The organism is Jiella endophytica (genome assembly GCF_004519335.1).
Lineage (GTDB): Bacteria > Pseudomonadota > Alphaproteobacteria > Rhizobiales > Rhizobiaceae > Jiella > Jiella endophytica.
In genome coordinates this window covers 23,209-44,399 of the sequence record NZ_SOZD01000004.1, presented here as the reverse complement: position 1 = coordinate 44,399, position 21,191 = coordinate 23,209, and the positions used below count along the sequence as shown (strand labels likewise).

Annotated in this window: 13 protein-coding genes and 1 pseudogene; 7 read left to right on the top strand and 7 right to left on the bottom strand. The window is 67.9% G+C overall.

Annotated elements, in window-relative coordinates; genetic code table 11:
• Window positions 1-429 precede the first annotated feature (429 nt).
• From ffh to trmD, 6 genes are all read left to right on the top strand, one after another.
• Complete coding sequence (gene ffh / locus E3C22_RS13210) at window positions 430-1,995, top strand: signal recognition particle protein (protein ID WP_134762531.1); 1,566 nt, start codon at window positions 430-432, stop codon at window positions 1,993-1,995.
• A 99-nt stretch (window positions 1,996-2,094) separates the two neighbouring features.
• Window positions 2,095-2,514: a 30S ribosomal protein S16 gene (gene rpsP, locus E3C22_RS13205; protein ID WP_134762530.1), complete on the top strand. Its 420-nt coding sequence runs from the start codon at window positions 2,095-2,097 to the stop codon at window positions 2,512-2,514.
• A 248-nt stretch (window positions 2,515-2,762) separates the two neighbouring features.
• Window positions 2,763-4,244 (top strand): sensor domain-containing diguanylate cyclase, encoded by a 1,482-nt coding sequence (locus tag E3C22_RS13200; RefSeq protein WP_206026962.1) that lies wholly within the window; start codon window positions 2,763-2,765, stop codon window positions 4,242-4,244.
• Window positions 4,245-4,455: 211 nt separating this feature from the next.
• Window positions 4,456-5,025, top strand: coding sequence for a ribosome maturation factor RimM (gene rimM / locus E3C22_RS13195; protein WP_245515020.1), 570 nt, complete (start codon window positions 4,456-4,458; stop codon window positions 5,023-5,025).
• Window positions 5,022-5,324: a putative quinol monooxygenase gene (locus E3C22_RS13190; protein WP_134762528.1), complete on the top strand. Its 303-nt coding sequence runs from the start codon at window positions 5,022-5,024 to the stop codon at window positions 5,322-5,324. Before rimM ends, E3C22_RS13190 begins: the two co-directional genes overlap by 4 nt.
• A 5-nt stretch (window positions 5,325-5,329) precedes the next feature.
• On the top strand, window positions 5,330-6,034 hold the full coding sequence (gene trmD, locus E3C22_RS13185; RefSeq protein ID WP_134762527.1) for a tRNA (guanosine(37)-N1)-methyltransferase TrmD: 705 nt from the start codon (window positions 5,330-5,332) through the stop codon (window positions 6,032-6,034).
• 1,202 nt (window positions 6,035-7,236) lie between these two features.
• On the opposite strand, the pseudogene E3C22_RS24780 reads toward trmD, so the two are convergent.
• The 6 genes and pseudogenes from E3C22_RS24780 to polA form a co-directional block, all read right to left on the bottom strand.
• Window positions 7,237-8,457, bottom strand: a pseudogene (locus E3C22_RS24780) (polyhydroxyalkanoate depolymerase); the annotation flags it as partial.
• Window positions 8,458-8,530: 73 nt separating this feature from the next.
• On the bottom strand, window positions 8,531-9,022 hold the full coding sequence (locus tag E3C22_RS13175) for a hypothetical protein (RefSeq protein WP_134762525.1): 492 nt from the start codon (window positions 9,020-9,022) through the stop codon (window positions 8,531-8,533).
• A gap of 68 nt (window positions 9,023-9,090) precedes the next feature.
• On the bottom strand, window positions 9,091-9,378 hold the full coding sequence (locus tag E3C22_RS13170) for a DUF1330 domain-containing protein (RefSeq protein WP_134762524.1): 288 nt from the start codon (window positions 9,376-9,378) through the stop codon (window positions 9,091-9,093).
• Window positions 9,379-9,424: 46 nt separating this feature from the next.
• Complete coding sequence (pyrF, locus tag E3C22_RS13165; RefSeq protein WP_134762523.1) at window positions 9,425-10,123, bottom strand: orotidine-5'-phosphate decarboxylase; 699 nt, start codon at window positions 10,121-10,123, stop codon at window positions 9,425-9,427.
• A gap of 153 nt (window positions 10,124-10,276) precedes the next feature.
• Complete coding sequence (locus E3C22_RS13160; RefSeq protein WP_134762522.1) at window positions 10,277-11,533, bottom strand: PAS domain-containing protein; 1,257 nt, start codon at window positions 11,531-11,533, stop codon at window positions 10,277-10,279.
• Between the two features lie 309 nt (window positions 11,534-11,842).
• A complete protein-coding gene (gene polA / locus E3C22_RS13155; protein ID WP_134762521.1) occupies window positions 11,843-14,779 on the bottom strand; it encodes a DNA polymerase I in 2,937 nt (978 codons plus the stop codon).
• Window positions 14,780-15,937: 1,158 nt separating this feature from the next.
• On the opposite strand from polA, the gene E3C22_RS13150 reads away from it, so the two are divergent.
• Complete coding sequence (locus E3C22_RS13150) at window positions 15,938-20,182, top strand: hypothetical protein (protein WP_134762520.1); 4,245 nt, start codon at window positions 15,938-15,940, stop codon at window positions 20,180-20,182.
• Here E3C22_RS13150 and E3C22_RS13145 read toward each other — a convergent pair.
• Window positions 20,176-21,087, bottom strand: a complete 912-nt coding sequence (locus E3C22_RS13145) for a LysR family transcriptional regulator (protein WP_134762519.1) — start codon at window positions 21,085-21,087, stop codon at window positions 20,176-20,178. The two genes, E3C22_RS13150 and E3C22_RS13145, sit on opposite strands and share 7 nt — an antisense overlap.
• Between the last annotated feature and the right edge of the window lie 104 nt (window positions 21,088-21,191).

Below are 21,191 nucleotides of genomic sequence, written 5' to 3'. Positions count from 1 at the left end.
CTGCGTTGCCCTTGACATCCGCGCCCCGATCCTGTTTCAACCGACCCAAATCCGCGACATGCCGTCCGCGACCCGCCGACCGGGCCCCTCGTCCTGACAGGATATCCCTGAAAGGACCACCGAGCCGCCCGGAGGTCACCATCCCCCAGCGAGTTTCGCCCGGGGATGCGTTTCTGCTTTGCGCCGCTTTTGGCGCGGGAGAAGGGTTTGCGTGCGGCGTGCCGCTGCCCCACCTTTCGGGGCGAGACCGGTCGATCGGGCCGGCCAGCTTTCGGAGGAATACGAGGCTGGCGCAGCGATCTGCCGGATTGGACCGGAGGGATGGCACCACCTTTCGGGTCGCACCGGAAGGAGGGCACCACCTTTCGGGTCACACCGGAAGGACGGCCCCACCTTCCGGATCGCATCGGAAGGACGGAAGGAAGCTTGATGTTCGATTCGCTCCAGGACCGCCTCGGGTCCATCCTGAACGGCCTCACCGGCCGCGGCGCGCTCTCCGAGAAGGATGTCTCGGCGGCGCTGCGCGAGGTGCGCCGTGCGCTGCTCGAGGCCGACGTCTCACTGGAAGTCGTGCGGGCCTTCACCGACCGGGTGCGCGAAAAGGCCGTCGGCGCCGAGATCCTGAAGTCGATCAAGCCCGGCCAGATGGTCGTCAAGATCGTCCATGACGAGCTGATCGCCACCCTCGGCGAGACCCAGGTCCCGATCGATCTCAACGCCCCGGCGCCGGTCGTGGTGATGATGGTCGGCCTGCAGGGCTCCGGTAAGACGACGACCACCGGCAAGATCGCCAAGCGGCTGACCGAGCGCCAGAACAAAAAAGTGCTCATGGCCTCGCTCGATACGCGGCGTCCCGCCGCGCAGGAGCAGCTGAAGGTGCTCGGCGAGCAGACCGGCGTTTCGACGCTGCCGATCATCGCCGGCCAGGGCCCGGTCGAGATCGCCGGCCGCGCCGAGCAGGCCGGTCGCCTCGGCGGCTACGACGTCGTCATCCTCGATACCGCCGGCCGCACCCATATCGACGAGCCCTTGATGGTCGAGATGGCCGACATCAAGGCGAAGACCAAGCCCCACGAGATCCTGCTCGTCGCCGACAGTCTGACTGGTCAGGACGCCGTCAATCTCGCCCGCTCCTTCGACGAGCGCGTGGGCATCACCGGCATCGTGCTCACCCGCGTCGACGGCGACGGGCGCGGCGGCGCGGCGCTGTCGATGCGCGCCGTCACCGGCAAGCCGATCAAGCTGATCGGCGTCGGCGAGAAGATGGATGCGCTGGAGGACTTCCACCCTTCGCGCATCGCCGACCGCATCCTCGGCATGGGCGACATCGTCTCGCTGGTGGAAAAGGCTGCCGAAAACATCGACGCGGAAAAAGCCGCGGCGATGGCCAAGAAGATGCAGTCGGGGAAGTTCGACCTGAACGACCTTTCCGACCAGATCCGCCAGATGCAGAAGATGGGCGGCATGGGCGGCATGATGGGTCTGATGCCCGGCATGGGCAAGATGAAGAGCCAGATGGCCGCCGCGGGCCTCGACGACAAGATGCTGAAGCGCCAGCTCGCCATCATCTCCTCGATGACGGCCAAGGAGCGCGCCAATCCCGACATCCTCAAGCATTCGCGCAAGAAACGCATCGCTGCCGGCTCCGGCACCAATGCCGCCGACATCAACAAGCTTTTGAAGATGCACCGCCAGATGGCCGACATGATGAAGGCCATGGGCAAGGGCGGCAAAGGCGGCATGATGAAGCAGATGATGGGCGGCCTTGCCGGCAAGATGGGGCTTCCCGGCGGCGGCATGCCTGGTGGAATGCCGGGCGGCATGCCGGATCTGTCGAAGATGGACCCGAAGGAACTCGAAGCCATGGCGAGGGCCGCCCAGTCCGGCGGCCTGCCGGGCATGCCGAAGGGCCTGCCCCCCGGCTTCGGCGGCCCCGGCGGCGGCATGCCGGGCGGCTTTCCGGGGCTTCCGGGATTGCCGGGAAAGAAGAAATAGCGGAGCCCATCGGCTCCAGACGCAACCACGAACCCAACGATCCGGATGCCGGCGGTTCAAGAAGGCCGGCACCGAGCAAACTCCAGAAGGAAGACTGACATGCCCCTGAAGATGCGCCTGGCCCGTGCCGGCTCGAAGAAGCGCCCCTACTACCACATCGTCGTCGCCGACGCCCGTTCGCCCCGCGACGGCCGCTTCATCGAGCAGATCGGCGCCTGGAACCCGATGCTGCCGAAGGACGCCGAGCGCGTCACGCTGAAGGAAGAGCGCATCAAGCACTGGCTCTCGGAAGGCGCCCAGCCGACCGACCGCGTGCTTCGCTTCCTCGACAAGGCCGGCATCGCGACCCGCCCCGAGCGCAAGAATCCGACCAAGGGCCTGCCGGGCAAGAAGGCGCAGGAGCGCGAGGCCGAGAAGAAGCAGCGCGAGGAAGACGCCGCCGCTGCCGCCGCCGAGGCGGAAGCCGCCAAGAACGCGCCGGCCGAGGAGGCGAGCGCCGAGGAAGCCTCCTTCGAATAGCGGTTTTGACCCCCGCAAAGAGCGGGATGTGACCCTGAGGAATGGGCGGCGCCGCAGGCGTCGCCCATTTTTTGTTGCGAATTCATGGATTTCGAAATTTATTGTCACGCAACTCGACGGTAAGGAATACGCAAAATAATCCCCCTGCGGCGAATCGCAGCGGGCCGCGACGACCGACGCAACTTACTGAGCTGACCGATAGTGTTTCGACATGGGCCGGGCGGGCCCTACTGGCGGACGACGATCTCATGGACAATCGATACGAGGCAGATTCGATCGGCGACATGTTCGAACTGGCGCCGCTGCCACTCTGGCTGGAAGACTTCAGCCGGGTGAAGATCCTGCTCGACGGCTGGCGCGCCGCCGGGGTGAGCGATCTGAAGGCCTATCTTCAGGCCAATCTGGCGCTGGTGCGCGAGGCGGCGCTGTCGATCCGGGTGATCGCCGTCAACCAGAAGACCGTCGAGCTCTTCGAGGCCGACGATGCGGCCGACCTGATCGCCAATCTCGACGTCGTCTTTTCGCGCGACATGCTGGCCTCGCACATGGGCGAGCTCTGCCAGCTCTGGGTGCGCGACGACGGCTTCGAGAGCCGGGCGGTCAACTACACGCTTTCCGGCAAGCGTCTCGACGTGCAGCTGAAGGCGCGGATCCTGCCGGGCTTCGAACACGACTGGAGCCGGGTGCTGCTGTCGACGGAGAACGTCACCGAGATGGAGGAGAGCCGCCGCCTGCTCGCCTCCAGCGAGGCCTTCGCCAGGGGGCTCTTCGAACATTCGCCGATCTCGCTCTGGGTCGAGGACTTCTCGGTCGTCAAGAACCTGATGGACGAGGTGCGCGAGCGCGGCGTCACCGACTTCCGCACGTTCCTGGATGTTCATCCCGAATTCGTCTTCCGCTGCATGAGCGAGATCAAGGTTCTGGACGTCAACCGCCACACGCTGGAGCTCTTCCGCGCCGAAAACCGCAACGATCTCCTCAGCCGTCTCGGCGAGGTGTTCCGCGACGACATGGAACAGCATTTCCGCGAACAGCTGATCGATCTGTGGGAAGGCCGGCTGTTCCAGCAGCGCGAGGTGGTGAACTATTCCCTCGAGGGCGAGGAGTTGCACGTCCACATGCAGTTCTCGGTGTTTCCCGGCCGCGAGCGGGACTGGTCGCTGGTGCAGGTGGCGCTGACCGACATCACCGCCCGCAAGAAGGCCGAGGCCTATCTCGAATTTCTCGGCAAGCACGACATCCTGACCAAGCTCTACAACCGCTCCTTCTTCGCCGACGAGCTCAACCGTCTGGAGCGCAAGGGGCCGCTGCCGGTGACGGTGATCGTCGCCGACCTCAACGGGCTGAAGATCGTCAACGATACGCTCGGCCACGCGGCGGGCGACGCGCTGCTGCGCCGGGCCGGTGAGGTGCTGCGCGAGGGCGTCCAGAAGCCCCATTGCGCGGCGCGCATCGGCGGCGACGAGTTCGTCGTGCTGATGCCGGCGACAAGCGAGGCGGAAGGCGCCCAGATGATCGCCGAGATCGAGGGCCTCGTCGAGGTCAACAACCAGTTCTATGCCGGGCCGACGCTCTCCTTCTCGCTCGGCCAGGCGACCTCTCTCGACACCGAGCGGCTGGAAGATACGGTCAAGCGCGCCGACAAGCGGATGTACGAGGAAAAGCGCAAGCACTACGAGACCTCCGGCCACGACCGCCGCGAGGCCGTTCTCGGCCCGGACGAGACCTGACGCCGCCCTCCGCTGGCTTTCTCCCGCTGGGAATACTGCCTTCGAGGTGAGTGGCCCCGTCGACGGACGGGCGCGAACCGGCTATTGGCTGCGGCCGGCGCAGACGCGCATTCGACCATCACGACCTGGAAACGCGACGCCCTTGCCTTCGAAACCATCCGACCGCGCCCCCGCCGGGTCTGCCGCCAATCCCGTCGAAGCCGGCCAGCCGGTGATCCTCGCCGTGGTCGGCGGCGCCCATGGCATCAGGGGCGAGTGCCGGGTGAAGTCCTTCACCGAGGAGCCGGAAGCCTTCGGCCGCTACGGCCCGCTTTTCGACGCCAAAGGCAACCGCTACACGGTGACCTCCGCCAGGCCGCAGAAGAACATGCTGCTCGTGCGGTTTGCCGAGGTGACCGACCGCAACGGCGCCGAGCGGCTGAACGGCACCGAGCTCTTCGTCGATCGCTCGGTTCTGCCGGAGACTGAGGAGGACGACGAGTTCTATCTGGAGGACCTCGTCGGGCTGATGGCGCTGTCGGTCACGGGCGAGACGATCGGCGCGGTCGTCGCGGTCCATGATTTCGGCGCCGGCGACATTCTCGAACTCGCCCCGGAAAGAGGGGCCACCGTGATGATCCCGTTCTCCGAGGCCGCCGTGCCGGAACTCGATATCGAGGCCGGCACGCTCACCGTCGAGCCGGTCGCCGCGGGCCTTGCCGACACCGTCGACGAGGATGAAGACGAGGAACCGGGCGACGGCGAACCGGACGGATCGGACAGCGAAGAGGAACAGCCATGATCATCGTTTCGGGCATCCTGCGGCTCAGCCCCGCGGATCTTGCAGGCCTCCGCGAGGCCGCCGCCGCCGTCCTCGCCGCGACCCGGGCCGAGGCCGGCTGCATCGTCTACAGCTTCGCCGAAGACCTGATCGAGCCCGGCCTCGTCAGGATCTACGAGGAGTGGGAGAGCCGCGAGGCGCTCGCCGCCCATGGCAAGTCCGCCCACATCGCCGCCTGGCATCAAGCGCTGAAGGGCGTAAGCGTCCTCAAGCGCGACCTCAAGCTGATCGAGGCCGGCAAGGCCGAGCCGCTCGGCTGACGAAAATGGCATTCCGCGCCACCGTCCTGACCCTCTATCCGGAGATGTTTCCGGGCCCGCTCGGCGTTTCGCTGGCGGGCAAGGCGCTGGAGCGCGGCGACGCCGTCCTCGAGACGCGACAGATCCGCGATTTCGGCAAGGGCCGGCATCGGGCCGTGGACGACACGCCCGCCGGCGGCGGTGCCGGCATGGTGCTGCGGGCCGACGTTCTCGGCGAGGCGATTGACGCGGCGTCCCCCGAGGGCGATTCCCGGCCGCGCCTCCTGATGAGCCCGCGCGGCAGGCCGCTGACGCAGGACTTCGTGCGCGATCTGGCGGCCGGGGAGGGGGCGCTGATCGTCTGCGGCCGTTTCGAGGGCGTCGACGAGCGGATCATCGAAGGTCGCGGGCTGATCGAGGTCTCGATCGGCGACTATGTGCTGTCCGGCGGCGAGATCGCCGCGATGGTGCTGCTCGACGCGGTGATCCGGCTGCTTCCGGGGGTGATGGGCAACGACCAGTCCGGCGTCCACGAAAGCTTCGAGACGCGCCTTCTCGAACACCCGCATTATACCCGCCCCGCCGAATGGGAGGGGCGGACGATCCCGCCGGTGCTGACTTCGGGCGATCACGGCGCGGTGGAGCGCTGGCGCCGGGCCGAGGCCGAGCGGATCACCCGCGACAGGCGGCCGGATCTCTTGACGGCCAGCAAAGACCGCGGCGCGACGTAAGGCTCGAGTGCCATGCGTCCGAATGGACGCATAAAGGCCGCGCTATCTCTTTGATTCCACGCACCGGCCCGACATTCGATTCCGATGTTCGGGCCGATGCTGCAGGCGCTGTGACGGCCGGCCCGCAACGGGCCCGGCCGATCGGGCCACTGTCAGCGGCGGCGGGCGCCGCGCGCCGGTTTCGACCGCGTCGTCGAGCGGCCCCGAGGCGCCGGCGCCGTGCGCGGGGAGAAGAGATCGCTGTCGGTGCCGTCGTCGCTCTTGGCGGGCTCCGCCGTCCGCTTCGAGGCCGCAGCCTTCTTCGCCGCGCGAGGGGCGCCGCCAGCAGCGGGAGACGCAGTCTTGGCAGCTGGCGCCGCTGCCGTCGCTGCGGCTGCCTTGCCGGACGCCGGCGTGGTCTCGTCGGCAGGCTTTGCCCCCACGACGGGCTTTTCTGCCGAAACCGGCTTGGTTTCCGCAGTGGGCTTGGCCGCCGCAGGCTTTGCCGTCGTCGGCCTGGCCTTGGCGGGCGTCTGCTTCGGCGCGGCCGGAGCCGTCTTTCCGGCAGGAGCGGCCTTGGAAGCAGGCTTCGTCGCCTCGACCGGTGGCTCAGGCGTCTTCGCCGCGGAAGGCTTCTCCGGCGACTTCGCCTTGACCGGCGTTTCCGCTGTCTTTGCGTCGACCGGTTCGGCGTCCGCCTTGGCCGGCTTTTCCGGCGTCGCGTCCCTGGCAGGCTTCGCCGCTGCATCCGCCTTGACGGCGGGCTCGGTCGGCCGGCTCACCGGCTCTTCCTTGCCAGCGGGGGCGAATTCCAGAACGCTCGCATCCTCGGGCGTCTCGGCGACGGGCTTTGCCGCCTCGCTCGCCGCGGGCTTCGGCACCATCGGCGAAGCCGGTGTCCGGGCCGGCTCGCGGGAGATGACCGGTGCCGAGAAGCCGGCATTGTTGCTGCCAGCGAACGAGCCGAAGGAGAGGTTGGCCGCCTCCATGGCGGTCGACATCATCGCCTTGGCGGGCGCCGCCATGGCGTTCATCGCCGAGCCGAAGCCACCGAAACCGCCGAAGGCCGCTGAGACGCCGATGCCGCTCTCGCCGGAGGGCGCGTTGCCGCGGCCGAGGGTACCGGCCTTGGCGATGCGCTCGGCATAGGCGCCGGTGCGGCGCGGCTTCAGATCCGCCGAGGTCTCGCTCTTCGGTGCCGAGGCGCCGGAATGGGTGGTGCCGTGGGTGAGCGCGAAGTCGATGATCCGCGGCGCGATCTCGGCGCGGTAGCGCGAGCCGTTGAAGACGCCGTAGTGGCCGACCTTGGCCTGCACGTAGTGGACGCGCTTGTCCGCCGGGATGTTGATGCAGAGATCCTGCGCCGCCTCAGTCTGGCCGACGCCGGAGATGTCGTCGTTCTCGCCCTCGACGGTGAGCAGCCCGGTGCGGCGGATCGCGGTCAGGTCGACGCGCTTGCCGTGATGGGTGATCTCGCCCTTCGGCAGGGAGTGCTTGACGAACACCTCGTCGACGGTCTGCAGATAGAATTCCGCCGTCATGTCCATCACGGCGTTGTACTCGTCATAGAAGGTGCGGTGCTTCTCGGCGCTGTCGCCGTCGTCCTTGACGAGGTGCCAGAAGAAATCCTTGTGGGCGATGACGTGGCGGTCGAGATTCATCGACATGAAGCCGGTGAGCTGCAGGAAACCCGGATAGACCTTCCGCATGAAGCCGGCATGGGGGAAGGGCACCGACATGATGACGTTGTCGCGGAACCAGTCGATGCCCCGCTCCTTGGCGAGGTCGTTGACGGCCGTCGGATTGATGCGGGTGTCGATCGGCCCGCCCATCAGCGTCATGGTCGCCGGGGCGCAGGGGTCCTCCGCCGCCTCCATCACCGCCGTCGCCATCAGCACCGGAACCGCCGGCTGGCAGACGCCGATGACATGGGTGTCGGGGCCGAGGAATTGCAGGATCTCGATCACGTAGTCGACATAGCTGTCGAGATCGAAGCTGCCTTTCGACAGCGACACCGTGCGGGCATCCTTCCAGTCGGTGATGTAGACGTCGGCATAGGGAAGCAGCGCCTCGACCGTGCCGCGCAGGAGCGTCGCATAGTGGCCGGACATCGGCGCGACGATGAGGATGCGCGGGTCTTTGCCGTGGCCCTTGGGCAGGGCGCGCTCGAAATGCAGGAGATCGCAGAACGGCTTCGACCAGATCGGCTTGTCGACGACCGGGACCCGCAGGCCGCGGATGGTGGTCTCGTTGAGGCCGAATTCCGGCTTGCCATAGACCCGCGTCGTGCGCTCGAAGAGTTCGGCCATGGCCGCGAAGGAGCGGCCTGCCGTCGTATGCGACAGCGGATTCAAGGGGTTCTGGTAGAACAGGCGGGTGGCATCCGCTACGGCGCGAAACGGCGTCAGCGCGGCGTGATTCCACTCATATAACTGATACAACATCGCGACAGCCTTCCGGTTTCGTCAAACATAGCGATTCTTGCTGCAACGCACAAATAAACGGCGGGTTCTGCGATCATAGCCATTTGACGCGGAATTGCCGGTTCGCGGTGGTCTCGGGATGGCCCGGCGCCGGCTCCAACTCGTCTTGCAGACCTACCGGAAAATCCTTTCGTGAAACGTTCATGAAGCCATGTTTTCCATAACATGACGAATCGTTTGCGGAGTCGAGCGGGGTCCACAGGCCGATCGCCCGATGGTGGAACCAGCGTGCCCTTTGCGTCACAACGTCGAGAAGTGACTGAGCGACAGCCGTGTCGCCGAGCGACGGTCGGACTTTGATTTCGACGACGAGGTAGAGCTCGACGGCGTCCCGCGCGGCGGCATATCCGACGACCTCGCCGGTCTTCTTCGCGGCGGCGACGAAGATTTCGTGGGAAACCAGGAAACCGACGAATTCGGCAAGGCTCGGCCGGGTCTGGCCGGCGTCTGCCTCCTGACGCAGGCGATGGAGCGCCTCGGCCTCGCCCGGCTCCATCATGCGGATGCGGTAGCCCTTCGGGGCCATGCCCCTGAAAGCCTTGCGGCCGGGCCGCGGCTCGGGAACGGCGTGACGGGTGCCGCTCCCGCGGGCCTTCACGGACCTTCGACGATGATGATGTCGCCTTCCGAGACCTTCTGGCGGATCGCCTTGGCCTTCTGGTAGTCGGGGCTTTCGTAGCAGGCCCGCGCCGTCTCGACGCTGTCGAACTCGATGATGACGTTGCGGCCCCGCGAGGTGCCTTCGAGGGTGGTGACGGCGCCGCCCCGCACGATGAATTTCGCGCCATGCGCCTCGAAGGCCGGCTTCGCCGTCTCGATATAGTCCTTGTAGCCCTCGGGATCGCGAACGTCGACGCGCGCGATCCAGTATCCCTTGGCCATCTGGTGTCCTCCCTCTAGCCGGTTCACGCTGAAAAATATCTGCCCGTCAGGCCTTCGCCATCTCGGCGAGGATCGCTTCGGCGGCCACCTTGGGGTCGGAGGCGCCGACGATCGGCCGCCCGACGACGAGATGCGAGGCCCCGGCACCGAGTGCATCGGCGGGCGTGGCGACGCGCTTCTGGTCGCCGCTGGCGCTGCCTTCGGGCCGGATGCCGGGGGTGACGATCGCCATCTCCGGGCCGATGGCGCGGCGGATCGCGGCGGCCTCTGCCGGCGAGGCGACGACGCCGCCCATGCCGATGTCGCGGGCCTGGGCCACACGCTCGGCGACGAGCTCGGCGACGCTCTTCGCGTAGCCGCTCTCGGCAAGGTCGCCGTCGTCGAGCGAAGTCAGGACGGTGACGCCGAGAAGGGTGAGGGGGCTGCCGGCAGCGGCCTTCACCGCGGCGCGCATGGCATGCGGATAGGCGTGGATCGTCAGCATCGAGGCGCCGAGTTCGAGGGCGCTCTCGACGCCCTTTTCCACGGTGTTGGAGATGTCGAGGAGCTTCATGTCGAGGAAGACGTGTTTGCCGGCCCTCGCCAGCTCGCCGACCAGCGGCAGGCCGCCCGACAGAGCGAGCTGGAAGCCGATCTTGTACCAGGAGACCGTCTCGCCGAGGGACACGACGATCGCCTCCGCCTCGGCGCGGCCGGTCACGTCCAGTCCGACGATCAGCCTGTCCCTCGCGTCTTCAATCCCCACGTCACCACCCTCCATGCGGCCCGAGCCGCCTGGCCACGGAGCGCCATGCTCCCGAACGAAGGCACACCACGCTCGAACTCTCCGGACCTGCGCATCGGCTTTTCCGAAAACCGGTTCCGATCTTCGGGCCGATGCCGTCAGACGCTCATTTCATCATTCGGGCGGAATGTCGACCGTGACGGTGGTGCCAGTGGTGTGGGAATTGACGTCGATCTCGGCCTCGAGGCCGCGCACGAGCGAGACGGTGATCCGGCCGCCAAGGCCGCCCTCGACTTCCCGCGCCCGCTGACGGCGTGCCGCCTGATCGCCGGTCTCGGTGATTTCGCTACCCTCTTCGGCGGGCGCGCTGCGGGACATTCCCATGGACTCGGCAAGCTGACGGGCCTCGTTGACGTCCTTCTTCTTTGCGCCGGCCTGCCGTGCATCCTCGGTGATGGTCTCGATCTCCCGCCGGTTCAGCGGCTTCGGCGCCTGGCCGCCATAGGGCCAGTTGCTTTCCTTCGGCAGGCCGATGCCGTCGTCGGTGACGGTCAGCCGGATGACGCCGGAGGAGAGCATCTTCAGCCGCGCCTCGACAAGGCCTTCCTCGCGCCCCTGGAAGGCATGCTTCAGGGCGTTGGTGAGGAGTTCGGAAAACAACAGGCCGATCCGCGCCGCACGGTCGACCTTCACCTCCACGGCGTCGCAATCGACATTGATGCGGATCGACCGGCGGCCGTCGAGATGGCCGATGGTGGCGGCGATGCGGCTGACATAGGCGCCGAGCGGCACCCGTTCGGAGCGCGAGGAGGCGACGCCTGCCTCGGTCATCTCCTGATAGAGCAGCTGCAGGCTCTCGATCCGCCGGGCGAGGGCGCTGAAGCTCTCCTGGCTGGTCTTCACCCGCGCCTGCATGCGGATCATGCCGACGATCATCGACAGATGGTTCTTCACCCGGTGCTGGATCTCGCCGAGCACCGAATCCACCGGGGCATCCTGGCCGCTGGTCTTCGAGGCCTTGGCGTCCTCGCCGTCGCTCATGTCGCGCTGCACGCCAAGGAAGCACTGCAGGCGGTTGTTCTCGTCGTAGAGCGGCGTGATCATCAGCCGGTTGACGAACTTGGTGCCGTCGGCGCGGTAGTTCAGGATGTCGAGGGAGATGTCCCGTTCCTCACGCAGCGCCTCGCCGATCTGCCGGGCATGGGCGGGATCGGTGTCGTCACCCTGAAGGAAACGGCAGTTGCGCCCGACCGTCGCCGCGGCGGCATAGCCGGTGATGCGCTCGAAGGCGGTGTTGGCGTAGATGATCGGGTTGTCTTCGAGATACGGATTGGTCAGCACCAGCGCCAGCGGCAATTTTGCGAGTGCGGCGGTGGTGACGTTCGAGGGAACGCCCAGCATCGCCGAATTCTCGTCCTCTCGCTTGTCCATCTGTCCTCACTGGCGGCGCGTCGTAACCAAGAATGATCTGCTGGCCGAACGATAGCGAGCCTCGTCCGAAGCGGCCGAACGTCGCAGACGGCGCTTCCGACAAACCCGCGATTGGGGATTTTTATCGATCGACAGAACTAGATTTGGATCGCAGCCATGCAATTCAAGTGTAACCATTTGGTTCCACGCCGTCGCAAAGCCTCGCAAAAGCAGTGACTTGGCTCGATCCGGCGGGAAGCGCCACGGCGCCCCTTTGCGCAAGTCATTGACCGGACCGTCCTTTTCGCGGGACGAGAAGGCTGGCGAAAGTCAGTGGGCGGCTTCCCAATTATTCGCCGCCTTGGCATCGACCTCGAGCGGCACGGAAAGGTCGACGCGGGGCATCGGCGCCTCGGCCATCACTCGTCGGACCAGCGGCAGGGTCGCCTCGACCTCGTCCTCGGGCACTTCGAAGACCAGTTCGTCATGGACCTGCAGCAGCATCTTCGCCGAGAGCCCGGCCTCGGCGAGGGCGCCCTCCATGCGGATCATCGCCCGGCGGATGATGTCCGCCGCGGTGCCCTGGATCGGCGCGTTGATCGCGGCGCGCTCGTTGAAGGCGCGCATCGCGGCGTTCGGCGACCGGATGTCGGGATAATGCGCCCGGCGCCCGAACAGCGTCTCGACGTAGCCGTGCTGCTTCGCATAGGCCTTGGTCTCGTCCATGTAGTCGCGGATGCCGGGAAAGCGCTCGAAATAGCGCTTGATGTAGAGGCCCGCCTCTTCGCGCGGGATCGCCAGCTGGTTGGCGAGACCGAAGGCCGAGATGCCGTAGATGATGCCGAAATTGATCGCCTTCGCCCGCCGCCGCACGTCGGAGGGCATGCCTTCGACGGGTACGCCGAACATTTCCGACGCGGTCATGGCGTGGATGTCGAGGCCTTCCTGAAATGCCTGTTTCAGCTGCGGGATGTCGGCGATGTGGGCTAGGATGCGCAGTTCGATCTGGCTGTAGTCGGCAGACACCAGCAGGGTTCCCTCCGGCGCGACGAAGGCAGTGCGGATCGCCCGGCCTTCCTCGGTGCGGACCGGGATGTTCTGAAGGTTCGGCTCGGAGGAGGAGAGCCGTCCCGTTGTCGTCGAGGCCATGGAATAGGAGGTGTGGATGCGCCCCCGCTCGTCCATGTGGTTGGGCAGCGTGTCGGTATAGGTGCCCTTCAGCTTGGTCAGCTGGCGCCATTCGACGATCTTCGAGGGCAGCGCATGGCCCTCGGCGGCGAGTTCCTCCAGCACCTTGACGTCGGTCGACCACTGGCCGCTCTTGGTCTTCTTGCCGCCGGGCAGGCCGAGCTTGCCGAACAGGATCTCGCCGAGCTGCTTGGGTGAGCCGGGGTTGAACTCCTCGCCGGCAAGCTCGGCGATGTCGGCCTCGAGCGCCCCCTGCTTCTGGGCGAAACGGCCGGAGAGCCGCGACAGGATCTGCCGGTCGACCATCACGCCGCGCTCTTCCATCCGGGCCAGCACCGGCACCAGCGGCTTTTCCAGCCGCTCGTAGACCGAGGCGAGCCCCTCGGCGACGAGGCGCGGCTTCAGCACCCGCCACAGCCTGAGGGTCACGTCGGCGTCCTCGGCGGCGTATTCGGTCACCTTGTCGATCTCGCAGGCGGAGATCGCCCTGGCATTGCGGCCCGAGCCGCAGAGATCCTTGAAGGCGATCGGCTTGTGGCCGAGGAAGCGCTCCGACAATTCGTCCATGCCGTGGCCGGCGAGCGAGGCGGACGCGTCCAGCGCATAGGAGATCAGCATCGTGTCGTCGAAAGGCGCGACGACGATGCCGTGGCGCAGCATCACCAGCGTGTCGTATTTGGTGTTCTGCCCGATCTTCAGGATCGCCGGATCCTCGAGCACCGGCTTCAGGATCGCCATCGCCCGCTCGAGCGGGATCTGCGGGCCGATCTCGTCTTCCAGCGACTTGTCGGAGAGTAGGTCCGCCTCGCCATTCGGCGAGACATGGCCGAGCGGCACATAGCCGGCGCGTCCCGGGGCCACCGCGAAGGAGACGCCGGCCAGCCTGCCGTTCATCGCCGAGAGGGAATCGGTCTCGGTGTCGAAGGCTAGGATGCCGGTCTCCTGCGCCTCGGCGAGAAAGGCCGAAAGCGCCGCCTCGTCGCGGATCGTCAGATAGGCCGAGCGGTCGAAGCTCGCGCCGGCGGCCTCCGCACGCCGTGCCTCGACGAGCGCCGCGGGCGTCATCGCCAGCCTCGCTGCGCCGTCTTCGCTGGAGGCGATCGCTCCGTTCGCGGCGGCGGGGTCGAGGTCCGGGCCGCGGGCCGGACCTTCGACCTCGACCTTGGCGGTCTCGACCGCGCTTGCCGAGACCTCGAGGGTCGCCGCGACGCGGCGGGTGAGGGTGGTGAACTCCATCGCCTTGAGGAAGGCGATCAGCTTCTCGCCGTCCGGCTCGTGCAGGAAGAGATCGTCGAGGGGCGTGTCCAGCGGGGTCTCGCAGTCGAGGGTCACCAGCCGCTTCGACAGCCGCGCCTGCTCGGCAAATTCCAGGAGATTCTCCCGCCGCTTCGCCTGCTTGATCTCGCCGGCCCGCGCAAGCAGCGTTTCGAGGTCGCCATAGTCGTCGAGCAGCTGCGCCGCCGTCTTCGGCCCGATCCCGGGCACGCCCGGCACATTGTCCGAGGTGTCGCCGACGAGGGCCTGGAGGTCGATCATCTTCTCCGGATAGACGCCGAACTTCTCCTTCACCTCTTCGGGCCCGAGGCGCTTGTCCTTCATCTGGTCGTAGAGGATGACCCCCGGCCCGACGAGCTGCATCAGGTCCTTGTCCGACGAGACGATGGTGACGTCGCCGCCGGCGGCCACCGCCTGGCGGGTATAGGTGGCGATCAGGTCGTCCGCCTCGAATCCCTGCTTCTCGATGCAGGGCAGGTCGAAGGCGCGCACCGCCTCGCGGATCAGCGCGAATTGCGGCACCAGGTCTTCCGGCGGCGCCGTCCGGTTGGCCTTGTACTGGTCGTAGAGCTCGTTGCGGAAGGTCGTCGAGGAGTGATCGAAGATCACCGCGAAATGGGTGGGGATTGTGCCGACCGAGGTGTCGCGGGACTCCTCGACCAGCTTCCACAGCATGTTGCAGAAGCCCGAGACGGCGCCCACCGGCATGCCGTCGGACTTGCGGGTCAGCGGCGGCAGCGCGTGATAGGCCCGGAAGATGTAGGCCGAGCCGTCGACGAGGAAGAGATGGTCGCCTTTGTTCATGATCGGGTGGTATCGCGCGCCGCGCGGGGAGTCCATCGCTGCCGGATCGCCGTCGCGGGCGGCCCCCAAGGCAGCCGCGACGGGCGTTGCCAAAAAGTCACGACGGCCGTTTTCTGCGAGATCGCGAGGCTGCGGGGCGTTGCATCCCGTCGCGATCCATGTTGAGTTCAGGCAAATCACCCGCTTCACGTCGATGTGAGAGGGTGAGCCTTGCCCTGAGCTTGATTTTGGCGCCGGCCAGTCGCATTATCATTGCGACGGCGCGACACATAGCGTCGTATTCGGCCAAGGCACGTCCCCCGCTTTAGCGCCGAACTCAGAGACGCCGAGGTCCTCTTCCCCCTCTCCAGGACCGGTGTCAGGAAAGTGCAAGAGAGTCGTCACGGCGTATCCCCCTCCAGGCCGTGACGGCTCTCTTCGTTTGTCGGGACTTTGGATATCATCCGGCCGGCAGGCCCGACCCGCGGTCGGCCCTGATCCTGTGCGCTCTTCTCGCGCCCGCAGATCCCTGACCGCTCGTCCAGCGCCCGCCTCGACACCAGCCGGAGTCCGTGCCGCCGCCTCGGCGCTCGTGCGACTTTCCGCCCTCCGCTTTCTCCCCACCCCTTCACTGCGACATCGCCTCGGTCGTCAGCGCGCCGGAAGGCCCGCGGCACAGTCGCTTGGCCACACCGCCACAGGTTGAGGCAAGCCATCGTCGGCACATCATCGGAGCACCATTCGCCGGGCTGATCGAACCGGACCGGCGGCTGGCATCATACCGAAATGCAGGACGCCGTCGGAAGCGCAGCCGGATCCGCAGTCGTGGCGGTTTCGTCCGCTGTTGCGCGGCTGAAAGCGCCCGAAGCATCGGCCCGGAAATCGCAGGCGGCTTTCGGGAGAAGCGATGTGGACTCAATGAATTAGATCGTCCCTGGCGCGTCCGATTGGACGCGCGAGGCTCTGGACCGCCCTGCGCCCCAGCGGATGCAAGGTGCTTTTCGATACAGCATGCAGGCGTCGCCGGAGGTCGGACTTCGGGCGGGTGCCGTAGTCGGCAACCGTTGGAGTTCCGCGCATCCTCTCGGCGGCGCAAGGGCTCCGACACTTTGATTCTGCGCATCGTGCTGCCCCGAAGATCATCCCGGTTTTCGGGCCGATGCCGTGAGACCAGGCGCAATGACGACGATCTCCTCGCAAAGCACCCTGCAAATCAAGTCCGTTCCCGCACGGACGCTGGCGACGTGGAGCGTCGAGGATCTCCTGGCGCTGACGACGGCGGAACTCGGGGCGCTGTCCTCGTCGCAGGTCGCGGCCCTGCCAACCGAAAGCATTGCTGGCTTCTCGGCGGCGCAGGTGACGGCGATCTCCGCCAAGGCGATCAGCGGGCTGACGCCGGAGCAGCTGGCGGCGCTCGGCACCGACAAGATCGCCAGCCTCGGCACCGCCCAGGTCGCCGCGCTCAGCGGCGCGCAGATCGCCGGGCTCAGCGCCGACCAGGCCGAGGCGCTGACCCCCGCCCAGATCGCCGGCCTCGGCCGCACCCAGATCGCGGCGCTTTCGATCGCCGACCTCGCGACGTTTTCCCCCGCCGACATCGCTGCGATCAGCCCCAGCGCGCTGCCGGGCCTTTCCGGCGAGAAGATCGCCTCCCTCACCGCCGATCAGGTTGCTGCGATGACGGCGAGCCAGGTCGCCAGCCTGACGGCCAGCCAGATCCGGGCGCTCACCGCCGAGCAGGTAAAGGCGCTTTCGACGGGCCAGATCCGCGCCTTCGGCCCGACCCAGATCGCCGCGCTGTCGCCTGACAACTTCGCGACGCTGACGAGCCCCCAGATCGGCGCCATCGGCACGCGGGCGATCACCGGGATCTCCAGTGCGCAGATCGCCGCGATGCAGCCCGAGCAGGCCGAAGCGCTCAGCCCGCAGCAGATCGCCGTCCTCAGCTCCAAGCAGATCGCGGCCTTCACTCCGGACCAGCTCGCCGCCTTTTCGCCGTCCGACATCGGCGCGATCAGCCCGAAATCCGTCGCCGGCCTGTCCGCCGCCGCCATTTCGGCCCTGAGCGCGGAGCAGCTCGGCGCCGTCACGGCGGGCCAGATCGCCGCGCTGAAGGCCAGCCAGGCGAAGGCCCTGACGCAGGGCCAGCTGCAGGAGCTGACGCCGGCGCAGATCGGCGCCTTCAACGCGACCCTGATTGCCGCCATTGGCACGGACGGCCTTGCCGCGCTCTCGCCGACCCAGGTCGCGGCGATCTCCCCGAAGGCGGTCTCCGGCCTTTCGGCGCTGCAGATCGCCGGCCTCACCGTCGCCCAGACCGGGGCGATGACGACGGCGCAGATCGGTGCGCTGAACCTCAATCAGGTGGCCGCGCTCAGCGCCGAGCAGCTCGCGGCGCTGTCCCCGGCCAGGATCGCGGCGATCGCGCCGGGCGCCATCGCCGGCCTGTCGCAGCTCAGCATCGCAGCGCTCTCCCTCGATCAGGTCGGCGCCCTGACCGCGGCGCAGACAGCCGCGCTGAAACCGAGCCAGGTCGCCGCCCTGACCCCGGCGCAGGGTGCGGCCCTGTCGCCGCTGCAGATCCGGGCAATGAGCGCGGCGCAGATCTCGGCGCTTTCTCTGGAGGCCACCCGCGACTGGTCCGGCGAGCAGATCGCTGCGATCACGCCGACCGCCGTATCGGGGCTCACCACCGCCCAGATCGGCGCGCTGACGCCGGCCCAGGCAGAGGCGCTGACGACCACCCAGGTGGGAAAGCTCGGTGTCCAGCAGATCGGCGCCTTCACGCCGGCGGCGATCGAGACATTCTCCCGCGCCGACATCGCGGCGATCGGCACCAAGGCGATCGCCGGCCTATCGCCGGACATCGTCTCGGCGCTCAGCCTCGACCAGGTGGCCGGGCTGACGGCCGGGCAGATCGGCGCGCTGTCGGCCGCCCAGGCGGGAGCGCTCTCGGCATCGCAGATCGAGACGCTGACGGCCGCGCAGGTCCGTGGGCTCACCATGACGCAGCTTGCGGCGCTCTCCGCCGACGGCGTGTCCGTCCTGTCGCCGGAACAGGTGGCTGCCATCCCGGCCAAGGCGATCGAGGGGCTCACCGGCGGCCAGATCGAGGCGCTGACATCGGTGCAGATCGAGGCGCTGACGCCGGCGCAGGTCGCCGCGCTGAAGCCGCAGCAACTGACCTCATTCGACAACGACCAGCTGGCGGCGCTTTCGCCGGAGAAGTTCGCCGCGCTGTCGGCGAGCGCCGTCGCGGCGATCTCCGGTGAGGCGATCGCCGGCCTCGGCGAGGCCCAGGTCGCGGCGCTGACTGCGGCGCAGATCGCCGCGCTGAAGCCGGCCCAGGCCGCAGCGCTCGGCCCCTCGCAGGTCGCCGCCCTGTCGACGACGCAGATCCGCGCCTTCACGGCGACGCAGGTCGCCGCCTTCACGAGCGAGGCCGTCGCCGCGCTCTCGACGACCCAGATGGCGGCGATCGCCGCCAAGGCGGTCTCGGGCTTCACCGAGGCGCAGATCTCCGGTCTCTCGACCCTGCAGGCGGAAGCCCTGACGCCGACGCAGGTCGCGGCGCTGAGCGCGGCGCAGGTCGGGGCGCTGAGCGCCGCCGACATCGCCACCTTCTCGGCCGCCGACATTGCGGCGATCACCCCTGCCGCCATCACCGGCCTTGCCGCCGAGACGATCGCGACCTTTCCCTTGGAGCAGCTTCAGGCGCTCTCGGCGACCCAGATCGCCGGGCTGAAGCCGGCCCAGTTCGCCGGCTTCACGCCGACGCAGATTGCCGGGCTTTCCACCGCCCAGATCCGCAGCGTAACGGCATCGCAGGTCGCCGCGCTGCCCGCCGACCGTCTTGCGGCGCTTTCGAGCGAGCAGCTCGCCGCTCTCAGCGCCAAGACGATCGCCGGCCTTACCCCGGACCAGATCGCCGGGATGAGCGCCCGGCAGATCGACAGCCTCACCACCACCCAGATCGCGGCGCTGACCGCGACGCAGCTCGCGGCGCTCGGACCCGGCGCGCTGGAAACCTTCTCCGCCGCCGACATCGCGGCGATTGCCGGCTCGGCGATCTCCGGCCTCTCGACGGAAGCGGTCGAGGCACTGACAGGCGACCAGATCGCGGCGCTGACGGCGGCGCAGGTCGCGGGCCTCGGCTCCGGCCAGATCGAGGCATTGTCCGCGGCCCAGATGAGCGGTCTGACCGCGGCGCAATGGCGCGGCGTCACCGCCACGCAGATGGCCGGCCTTTCCGAGACGAAGATCGCCTCGCTGCCGAACGAGGCGATCGCCGCCCTCGACGCCAAGGCGGTCGCCGGCATGACGCCGACGCAGCTCGGCGCCCTCGGCCCCAGCCAGGTGGCAAGCCTCACCACGGCCCAGCTCGGCGCCCTTGGCGCGTTGCAGGTGGCGGGGATCGACCCCGCCGTGCTCCTCTCGCTGCCGGGCGCCAGCCTCGCATCGTTGACCCCGGCGGCGATGGCCGGGCTGCCGGCGGAGACGATCGCGGCCCTCAGCCTCGATCAGGTGGCGGCCCTGAAGACCACCCAGATCGCCGGCCTGCAGACCACCCAGATCGCCGCGCTGACGCCCTCCCAGGCGGAGGCGCTGACGACCGGGCAGATCGCCGCGCTCAGCGCGACCCAGATCGCCGCATTGCGCAGCGACAGCCTCGCCGCCTTCAGCACAGCGCAGATCGGCGCCATCGCCAGCACTGCGATCGCCGGCCTGACGCCGACGCAGATCGAGGCGCTGACCTCGGCCCAGATCGACGGCTTCTCCGCCACCCAGATCGGCGCCCTTACCGCCACCCAGATCGCCGCCCTCGACGCCGCCGATCTCGCGACCTTCTCGGCCAGCGATCTTGCGGCAATCAAGCCGGCTTCGATCGCGGGGCTTTCGGCCGACCAGATCGCGGCACTCGGCAGCGACCAGATCGCCGCGCTGACGACTTCGCAGGTCGCGACGCTGTCCTACTACCAGCTGAGGGCGCTCGACACATTCCAGGTCAAGGCGCTGACTGCGGCGCAGATCGGCGCCTTCAATGCGGTGCAGGTGGCGACCTTCGGCACCGACAAGATCACCGCCTTTTCGGCGACGCAGATCGCCGCGATCGACCCGAAGGCGGTCAACGGCCTGACGGTCGACATGATCGCCGTCCTCTCCTCCGAGCAGGCCGAAGCCCTGACCCCGAGCCAGGTGGCGAGCCTCAGCTCGGCGCAGATCGCCGCGCTCAGCACCAGCCAGCTCTCGACCTTCTCGACGGCCGACATCGCGGCGATCAGCACGGCGGCGCTGCCCGGCCTCTCGACCGACGACATCCGCAGCCTGCGGCTCGAGCAGATCCAGGCCGTCACCAACGCCCAGGTTCAGGCGCTCGACACCCTGCAGATCGCCGCGATCATGTCGGCCTACCGGTCCTATTGAGGCGCAAGCGCCGCTTCCCAATAGGGCGGCGCGCCGAATGCGTGGCGCAGCCATAAGGTCAGGGCGACGATCTTGGCAGAGGGGCTGCGATTGGCCGGATAGGCGAGATGCAGCGTCGCGCCTTCCGCTTCGAGGCCGATGTCGATCGCCCGGAGTGCGCCGGCCGCCAGCTGCTGGTGGATGAAGAAGGTCGGCAGCAAGGCGATGCCGAGTCCGGCCACCGCCGCGTCGCGCATGACGATGCCGTTGTTCACCCGCAGGCACGGCTTCGGCCGCGCGACGACGTCCCGGCCCGCGTCGCGAAACCGCCAGTCGGAATCCCGGTTGCTGTAGAGGATCGCCGAGGCTGCCTCGAGATCGTCCAGCGAAACGGGCGTCCCCATCCGCTCGAGATAGGCCGGCGAGGCGACCAGCAGGCGGCGGCTCGAGGCGAGGTGCCTTGCGACCAGCCGGCCGTCATGGATCGGCCCGTGGCGGATCGCGGCGTCGAAGCCGTCTGCCGCGACGTCGACGAAGCGGTCGTCGAGCTCGAGGTCGATCCGGATCGCCGGATGGGCCGCGAGGAAGCCATGGAGAGCGGCGCTGAGGTGAAGCGTCCCGAAGCCGGTCGGCGCGGCGATCCGCAGCGGCCCGGTGAGCGAGCCGCGGCGCTCGGTCATCTCGGCCGTTGCCTCTTCCATTTCGCGCAGGATCGTGCGGGCGCGCTCGAGGAACACGGTCCCGTCCGGCGTCAGGGACAGCTTGCGGGTGGTCCTTTGGACCAGACGGGCGGTGACGGAGCGCTCGAGCTCGGCAAGCCGCTCGCTGACCACGGACTTCGCCAGGCCGAGGCGCCGGGCCGCAGCGCTGATCGATCCCGCTTCCGCCACGGCGACGAAGGCGGCCAGTCCGTCGAACTTCATCATCGTTCGGAGTTTCCAGAAGCCGGTTTCGGAAGCTGCCGGCTAGTGCCCGAGATTATCCGCGATCATCTTCCTGTCCAGCGGCCGTGGGCGGCCCGGATAGAGGA